The sequence below is a fragment of the Actinomycetota bacterium genome (assembly GCA_036280995.1).
Lineage (GTDB): Bacteria > Actinomycetota > CALGFH01 > CALGFH01 > CALGFH01 > CALGFH01.
This window is the reverse complement of the sequence record DASUPQ010000587.1, coordinates 1-8,483: the sequence shown is the minus strand read 5'-3', so window position 1 is coordinate 8,483 and position 8,483 is coordinate 1. Positions and strand designations below refer to the sequence as shown.

Sequence of the window (8,483 nt, the reverse complement as noted above, 5' to 3'; positions counted from 1 at the left end):
CCGGCGACCATCCCGGCGACCGCGTACGACCCGCCGCCCTCCCGCACCAGCAGCACGATCGCCAGCCCGGCCATGGCCGTCGGCATCCTCCCGACCACCGCCGACGACAGCAGCCGGGTCACCGAGGGCGTGCGGAGGACGTCGAGGTAGATCCGGAGGCGCATCCTGCGATGGTGCCAGATGGCTCCGACGAGTCCGGGGTCGGGTGTGGTCGGGGCAGGGTCGGGGGTTGTGGACGACCGCCGTCACCACCGCTCCGCGTTGGGCTACGCTCCCCCACCGGGGGACCCGCCACCGGGCCTGATGGGTGAAGGGCGCCCGTGCGCTGGCGGGGCGGCCACCGTGCCAGGCGAGGACATGGGGCCGACCGGCGGCCATCGCGCCAGGTGCGGCCAGGGCCGAGCGCCGTGCGCAGGTGGGGAACGACCCGTTAGCCCCAGCGGCGCAGGAGGCGCTCGGCGCCGTCGGCCAGGTCGGTGAGGACCTGGGCGGCCGGGAGGACCTCGGTGGTGGCGCCGACGCCCTGGCCGGCGTAGTGGACCATGGCGGCGATCTCGCCGGTGGTCTCGCGGTTGGGGCAGGGGACGCCGAAGCGGGGGACGGGGAGGGTGGTGGCGCCCATGCGGGTCTCCCCCACGACCCCGTCCTCGAGGGCCTCGGCGGCCTCGAGGGCCGAGCGGAGGGTGCGGTGCGGCTCCGGGCCCCGCGGCCACATGACCGAGAAGGCGTCGGTGAGCACGGCGTCCTCGGCCCCGGCGCGGAGCAGGGCGGCGACGTAGTCGGGGTGGGCGCCGGACTCCTCGGTGGCCAGCAGCCGGGTCCCGACCCGGACGGCGGACGCGCCCGCGGCCAGGCAGGCCGCGACCCCGCGGGGGCCGGCGACCCCGCCGGCGGCGACCACCGGCACCTCGACCGCGTCGAGGACCTCGGCCAGCAGCGGCAGCAGGGCGACCCGGCCCCGGATCCGCCCGCCGCCCTCCGTCCCCTGCACGGCCACCAGGTCGCAGCCGGCGTCGGCGGCCGCCCGTGCCTCGGCCACCGACCCGGCCTGCCAGGAGGCGAGCGCGCCGCCGTCGTGGACCCTGGCGACCAGGGCCGGGTCGGGGTCGCCGTAGTAGAAGTCGACCAGCCGGGCCCCGGCCGCCGCGGCCTCGACGCAGGCCGGGTCGGCGCCGAACGGCAGCAGGAAGGTCACCCCGACGACCCCGCCGGTGCGGCCGGCCAGGTCGTCCAGCAGCCCGGCCAGCGCCTCGGCCGGGAGCATCTGGGCCGGGACCATGCCGACCGCGCCCGCCTCGGCGGCGGCCGCCGCCAGCTCCGGAGTGGTGACCCCGCCCATGGGGGCCTGCTGGAGCGGCAGCCGGCAGCCCAGCAGCTCGGTGAATGGCGTGGACAGCACGGCGGCCCCCTAGGGTCGGGTGAGCGGGGCGTAACGGAGCAGCAGGCGCTTGCGGCCCAGCCCGGGGAAGTCGACCTCGGCCATGGCCCGCTCGCCCTGGCCGGACACGGTGGCCACCACCCCCCGCCCCCACTGGCGGTGCTCGACCTCGTCGCCGGGGGTCAGGCCCAGGTCGAGGGCGCCGCGCTGGCGGTCGGCCAGCCGCTCGCCTGGGGTCGGCTGGCGCTGGAACGACACCGGCGGCGACGGCCGGGCGTTGAAGCTGCTGCGGCCGGCCCCGAACGCCGGGCTGGAGTCGCCCCAGCCGGCCGGGCCGGAGCGGGCCGCACCGGTTGTGGCCCGCTGGCCGGGGGCGACCGTGACCAGCTCCTCGGGCACCTCCTTGAGGAACCGCGAGGGCAGGTTGTAGCTGGTCGAGCCGAACAGGGTCCGGCTCCAGGCGTTGGTCAGGTACAGGCGCTCCCGGGCCCGGGTGATGCCGACATAGGCCAGGCGGCGCTCCTCCTCCAGCTCGCGGGGCTCGCCGATGGAGCGGACGTGGGGGAACACGTTCTCCTCCAGCCCGACGATGAACACCACCGGGTACTCGAGGCCCTTGGCCGTGTGCAGGGTCATCAGGGTGACCGACTGGCTGCCCGACTCGACCTGGTCGGCGTCGGAGACCAGGGCGATCGACTCCAGGAACCCGGCCAGGGTCGGCTCGGCCTCCAGCCCCTCGCGCAGCTCGTACTCCTCGGCCGCCGACTGCAGCTCGCGGACGTTCTCGACCCGGCCCTGGCCCTCGATCGAGGTGTCCGCCTCCAGCTCCCGCATCAGCCCCGACAGGGTCCAGGCGTCCTGGACGAGCACGCTCGGGGAGCGGCCCTCCTCCACCCCGGCGGCCAGCTCGTCGAGCACGGCCACGAAGTCGGCCACCGCCCGGCCCTGGCGGGCCCCGAGGCCGGGGATCTCGCCGGCCCGGCGCAGGGCGTCGCCGAACGGGATCCCCTCCTCGGCGGCGAACCGGTCGATGGCCCGCTCCGAGGTGTCGCCGATGCCGCGCCGGGGCACGTTCAGGACCCGGCGCAGGCTGACCGTGTCCAGCGGGTTGACCGTCGCCTTCAGGTACGCGAGCAGGTCCTTGACCTCGCGCCGGTCGTAGAACTTGACCCCGCCGACGATCTTGTAGGGCAGCCCGGCCTTGACGAACACCTCCTCCAGGGGCCGCGACTGGGCGTTGGTCCGGTAGAAGACGACCACCTTGCCGTAGCCAAGTCCCTGGTCGTGCAGGCGCTCGACCTCCTCGACGACGTAGGCGGCCTCGTCGTGCTCGTTCTCGGCCTGGTAGCGGACGATCGGGTTGCCCGAGCCGATGGCGGTCCACAGGTTCTTGGGCTTGCGCTCCAGGTTGTTGGCGATGACCGCGTTGGCCGCGGACAGGATGGTCTGGGTCGAGCGGTAGTTCTGCTCGAGCAGGATGACGTTGGCCTCGGGGTAGTCGGCCTCGAAGTCGAGGATGTTGCGGACCGTGGCCCCCCGGAAGGCGTAGATCGACTGGTCGCCGTCGCCCACCACCGACAGGTTGCGGTGCTCGGCCGCGAGCAGCTTGAGCAGCTCGTACTGGGCGACGTTGGTGTCCTGGAACTCGTCCACGAGCACGTAGCGGAACCGCTTCTGGTACTCGGCGAGCACGTCGGGGTGCTCCTGGAACAGCCGGACCGTCTGCAGGATCAGGTCGTCGAAGTCCATCGCGTTGGACTCGACCAGGCGGCGCTGGTAGAGCCGGTAGGCCTCGGCGGCCTTCTTCTCGAACCAGCCGAGGGCCCGGTCGGCGGCGGCCTCGGGGTCGACCAGCTGGTCCTTCCAGCCGCTCACGGCGTGGCGCATGGAGCGGGCCGAGAGCCGCTTGGGGTCGAAGTCGAGCTGCCGGCAGACCTGGGTCATCAGCCGCTCGGCGTCGCCCTCGTCGTAGATGCTGAAGGTGGAGGTGTAGCCCAGGTGGGAGCCGCTGCGGCGCAGGATCCGCACGCAGGCCGAGTGGAAGGTCGACACCCACATCGCCTTCACGACCGGCCCGACCAGGTGCCGCAGCCGCTCCTGCATCTCCCTGGCCGCCTTGTTGGTGAAGGTGATGGCCAGCACCGAGGTCGGCGGCACCCGCTTGTCCTTGATCAGGTGGGCGATCCGGTGGGTCAGCACCCGGGTCTTGCCCGACCCGGCCCCGGCCACGATCAGGGTCGGCCCCTCGGTGGCCAGCACGGCCAGCCGCTGAGCGTCGTTCAGCCCGTCCAGCAGGTCAGGGGACGCACCCGGAGCTTCCTCGGGCGCCGGCGAAGGGTCCACGCCCGCAGTATACGAGCGGTACGGGATAGGCTTGCGGCGTGAGCACAGGGGAACCGACGACTGGCGGACGCACGCCGGCCGCGCTGTCGGTGCGCGGGCTGCGCAAGGCGTTCGGGCCCAAGGTGGCGGTGGCCGGGATCGACCTGGACATCCCCCACGGATGCTTCTTCGGGCTGGTGGGGCCGAACGGGGCCGGGAAGACGACCACCCTGGGGATGGTGACCGGGCTGCTGCGGCCCGACGCCGGGCTGGTGGTGATCGACGGGGTCGAGGTGTGGCGCGACCCGGTCGAAGCCAAGCGGCGCATCGGGGTGCTGCCCGAGGACCTGCGCCTGTTCGACCGGCTCACCGGGTCGGAGCTGCTCGCCTACAACGGGCTGCTGCGGGGGCTGCCGCCGCCGCTGGTGGAGGCGCGGGCGGCCGAGCTGCTGGAGGTGCTGGGGCTGGCCGACGCCGCCGGCACCCTGGTGGTCGACTACTCCCACGGGATGCGCAAGAAGATCGCCCTGGCCGCGGCCCTGCTGCACGCCCCCCGGGTGCTGTTCCTCGACGAGCCGTTCGAGGCCATCGACCCGGTGTCGGCCCGGACCATCCGCGGACTGCTGGAGCGCTACACCGCCGGCGGGGCCACGGTGGTCTTCTCCAGCCACGTCATGGAGCTGGTCGAGCGGCTCTGCGACCGGGTCGGGATCATGCACCTGGGCCGCCTCATCGCCGAGGGGCCGACCGACCAGGTGCGGGCCGGGCGCAGCCTCGAAGACGCCTTCGTCGAGCTGGTGGGCGCGAGCCACGCCGGCGCCGAGGAGCTCGGTTGGCTGGGTACCTGGTCGGCCTGAAGCTCGCTCTGCTCCGCAACGGGCTGCGTCGCAGCAACTGGGCCCAGCAGGCCGCCCTCGCCCTGGGGGCCCTGGCCGGGCTGCCCCTGGCCTTCGGCGGGTTCCTGCTGCTCGCCCTGGTGCCGCGGGCCGAGCCCCGGGCCGGGCTGCTGCTGGTCGAGGTGGTGTTCCTGGCCCTGTTCCTCGGCTGGGGCCTGTTCCCGCTGCTGAGCTTCGCCGGCGACGCCAGCCTGGACCCCTCCCGGCTGGCCCTGCTGCCGCTACGCCCCGGGCAGCTGGTGGCCGGGCTGTCGCTGGCCGCCTGCGTCGGCGTGGCCCCGCTGTGCACGCTGGTCGCCCTGGGCGGGGCCGTGGTCGGGTTCGGCACCCTCGGTCCCGGGTTGGTGCTGGTGGTGGGGGCCGTGCTCGTCCAGTTCGCCCTGTGCATCGTCGGGTCGCGGGCCCTGCTCACCGCCCTGTCCCGCCAGCTCCGCTCCCGCAAGGCCCGCGACCTGGTGATCGTGGTCATCTCGGTGACGGTGGTCGCCTTCAACCTGGCCCTCCAGGTCGGGGCTCGGCTGGCCGAGCGGCTGGAGCGGTCCGACCTGGAGGCGCTGCGGCCGCTGGCCCGGGTGATCGGCTGGCTGCCGCCCGGCCTGGCCGCCCGGGCGCTGGTCGACGCCAGCCAGGGGCGGCTCCTGCCCGCGGCCGCCGAGCTGGCCGGCGCGGCCCTGGCCGTGGTGGCGCTCGGCTGGTGGTGGTGGCGGAGCCTTGACCGGGTGCTGACCACGGCCGAGCCGGCGGCCCGGGCCCGGTCCCGCGCCCCGGCCGGCCTGTTCCCGCGCCCGCTGCGGCGGCTGCTCCCGGCCGACCAGCGGGGCGCCGTCGCCGCCAAGGAGCTGCGCTACCTGGCCCGGCACCCGCGGCTGCGGGTCGCCTGGCTGATGAGCTGCCTGCTGGTCCTGGGCCTGGTCGTGTTCGTGGCCGTCACCGAGGGGCTGCGCCACCCCTGGATGGTGCTGGCGTCGCTGGCCATGACCTTCCTGGCCAGCCAGAACAGCCTCAACCAGTTCGGCTTCGACGGCGCCGCCTACTGGACCCACGTGGCCGCCGGGGCCGACCCGCGCGGCGACCTGGCCGGCCGGAACCTGGCCGCGATGCTGACCGGCACCCTGGCCACGGCCGTGATGGCGCTGGTCCTGGCCGCCATCACCGGCGGCTGGCTGTACGTGCCGCTGGTGCTCTGCCTCGGCGTGGGCGTGCTCGCCCTGTCGCTGGGCGTGGCCGACGTGGTCTCGGTCCGGTTCGCCTACCCGCTGCCCGACGACGCCACCAACCTCTGGGCGGTCCAGGGCACCGGGCAGGGCTGCCTGGTCGGGATGGTGCAGATGGTCGCCTTCGCCGCCCAGGGCCTGCTCCTGCTTCCGCTGGCCGTGCTGGTCGGGGTCGGCCTGGTCGTCTGGCCGCCGGCGCTGGTCCTGGTCGGCCCGGTGGCGGTCGTCTACGGCGCCTGGCTGTGGCGGGTCGGGCTCGGCATGGGGGCGGCCTGGCTCGGCGGCCACCAGCCCGAGCTGCTGGCCGCGCTCAGCCCCCGCCGCGCCGCCTGACCCCCCGATCCGCCGGGAGGCCAGGCTTGAGCCCCCCGGACCCGGACCCCTACCCCGCCCGGCCGTGGCGGGAGATACTGCTTGAACCGTTCCATTTCCGGACACGAGGGAGATCGGCGATGGCGCCAGCGTCCCCGTCCACCGCGCCGCGCGAGTCCGCGCGACCCGCCACCGGCTCCTCCGGCTTCGACGCGACCTACGACATCGTGGTCGTCGGCGGGGGCGGGGCCGGCCTGCCAACGGCCCTGTTCGCCCGCTGGCTGGGCAACCGCGTGCTGGTGCTGGAGAAGGCGCCGCAGCTTGGCGGGACCGCCGCCAAGGCCGCCTTCTGGTACTGGGTGCCCAACAACCAGCCGATGCGCGACCTCGGCCTGGAGGATCCCAAGGAGGACTGCCTGCGCTACATGGCCCGCCTGTCCCGGCCGCAGCGCTACGACCCGCAGGCGCCCCGCTTCGGCCTGACCGAGTGGGAGTACGCCGTGTGCGAGGCCATCTACGACGGCGCCTCGCCCGCCACCGAGCTGCTGGCCGAGCGCGGCGCCCTCCCCTACCGGCACTGCGCCCCCGTGCCCGACTACTGGTGCGAGCTGCCCGAGGACAAGGCCCCGACGGGCCGGGTGCTCGTGCCGAAGGACGCCCGCGACACCATGTCGGACGGGGGCGCGGTGGCCATCAGGACCCTGCGCGCGGCCGCCGAGCGCGACGGGGTCGAGGTCAGGACCGGCCACCGGGTGCAGCGGGTCGTCCGCGACGAGGCCGGCCGGGTGGTCGGGGTCGAGGCGACCACCGCCGACGGCGCCACCGTCCGGGTGGGGGCGGCCAAGGCGGTGGTGTTCGCCACCGGCGGCTTCACCCACGACCCGGAGCTGCGCCAGAACTTCCTCAGCGTGCCCGTGTACGGCGGCTGCGCCGCCGCCTCCAACGAGGGCGACTTCGTCTACATCGCCAGCACCCTGGGCGCCCAGCTCCGCAACATGAACTACGCCTGGATGTGCCCGGTGTCGCTGGAGAAGGCGGTGGCCCGCGACCCGGCCATGTCGGGGATGTTCTCGGTGGCCGGCGACTCGATGCTCTGGGTCGACAAGCGGGGCCGGCGGGTGGTCAACGAGAAGCTGGCCTACAACGAGCTCGCCCAGACCTTCTTCCGCTGGGACCCGGCCGCGGCCGAGTACCCCTATCTGGTGCTGGTGGCCATCTGGGACCAGCGCAGCCAGGACCACTCGGCCAGCGACGAGTACGGCCGCCTGATCGTCCCCCCGGGCACCGACGACGCCCACGTCATCCGCGGCGACGACCTGCCCGCCCTGGCCGCGGCCGTCGGCGAGCGCCTGGCCGGCTACGCCGGCGTCACCGGCGGGCTGCGCCTGGCCGACGACTTCCTTCCCAACCTGGAGGCGACCATCGCCCGCTTCAACGAGCTGGCCGCCGCCGGCAAGGACACCGACTTCGGCCGGGGCGACCGGGCCGTCGAGCAGCTGTTCAACGGCGTCGTCCGGGAGGAGCCGGACCGGGCCAACCCGACCATGTGGCCGCTGGCCGGCACCGGCCCCTACTATGCCGCCCTGGTCACCGGCGGGACCCTCGACACCAAGGGCGGGCCCAAGGCCACCCCCGACGGCCAGGTCCTCGACGACCAGGACCGCCCCATCCCCGGCCTCTACGGGGTCGGCAACTGCGTCGCCTCGGCCTCGGCCCAGGCCTACTGGGCCGGTGGGGCCACCCTGGGCCCGATCCTCGCCCTGGCCCACCGGGCGGCCACGGCCGCCGACGCCGAGCGGGTCGCCGCCCCCCAGCCCGTCAGCTAGCCCGCACCCCGGGAAAGGAGCCCGTCATGACCGACGACGACCGCAAGGCGCTGGTCGTGCAGTACCTGAAGGCGTTCGACCGGGCGGGGGTGACCGAGGACGGGGGCAGCATCCTCGACCTGTTCGCCGACGACGCCCAGGTCTACTTCCCCAAGTGGGGGGTGGCCAGGGGCAGGGAGCAGATCGGCCAGATGTTCGGCGACGTCGGCGGCACCCTCAAGGCCATCGAGCACCACTACGACGAGTTCAACTGGGTGTTCACCGGCGGCGACGTGCTCGCCGTCGAGGGGACCAGCCACGGCGAGCACCAGGACGGGCCCTGGCGGGCCGGGGACCCCGAGCACGGGGCCGGGCGCTGGTGCGACGTGTTCGAGATCCGCGACGGCAAGATCCAGCGCTGTTTCATCTACCTCGACCCCGACTACGGCGGTCTCGATACGGCGCGGTATCACTGGCTCTCGAAGGGCGGGCGCGATGCATCGAAGCCGATGGGGTAGCCTGCGCGGTGCACTGGCGATCGGGTTTGCCATCGTTG

The 8,483-nt window shown here is 74.4% G+C and carries 6 protein-coding genes; 4 read left to right on the top strand and 2 right to left on the bottom strand.

Annotated features, from left to right (window positions below):
* Positions 1-430: 430 nt before the first annotated feature.
* Both VF468_19770 and pcrA read right to left on the bottom strand, forming a co-directional pair.
* A complete protein-coding gene (locus tag VF468_19770; protein HEX5880527.1) occupies positions 431-1,399 on the bottom strand; it encodes a nitronate monooxygenase in 969 nt (322 codons plus the stop codon).
* Between the two features lie 9 nt (positions 1,400-1,408).
* Complete coding sequence (pcrA, locus tag VF468_19765) at positions 1,409-3,721, bottom strand: DNA helicase PcrA (protein ID HEX5880526.1); 2,313 nt, start codon at positions 3,719-3,721, stop codon at positions 1,409-1,411.
* Between the two features lie 38 nt (positions 3,722-3,759).
* Between pcrA and VF468_19760 the strand changes: the two genes are divergently transcribed.
* From VF468_19760 to VF468_19745, 4 genes are all read left to right on the top strand, one after another.
* Positions 3,760-4,557 carry an ABC transporter ATP-binding protein gene (locus VF468_19760; protein ID HEX5880525.1) on the top strand — a complete coding sequence of 266 codons (798 nt, stop codon included), beginning with the start codon at positions 3,760-3,762 and terminating at the stop codon, positions 4,555-4,557.
* Entirely contained in the window at positions 4,533-6,143 is a 1,611-nt protein-coding gene (locus tag VF468_19755; protein HEX5880524.1) for a hypothetical protein, read from the top strand. The genes VF468_19760 and VF468_19755 overlap by 25 nt, the downstream gene beginning before the upstream one ends.
* A gap of 119 nt (positions 6,144-6,262) precedes the next feature.
* Positions 6,263-7,948: an FAD-dependent oxidoreductase gene (locus VF468_19750; protein HEX5880523.1), complete on the top strand. Its 1,686-nt coding sequence runs from the start codon at positions 6,263-6,265 to the stop codon at positions 7,946-7,948.
* Positions 7,949-7,974: 26 nt separating this feature from the next.
* Positions 7,975-8,445, top strand: coding sequence for a nuclear transport factor 2 family protein (locus VF468_19745; protein HEX5880522.1), 471 nt, complete (start codon positions 7,975-7,977; stop codon positions 8,443-8,445).
* Positions 8,446-8,483 lie beyond the last annotated feature (38 nt).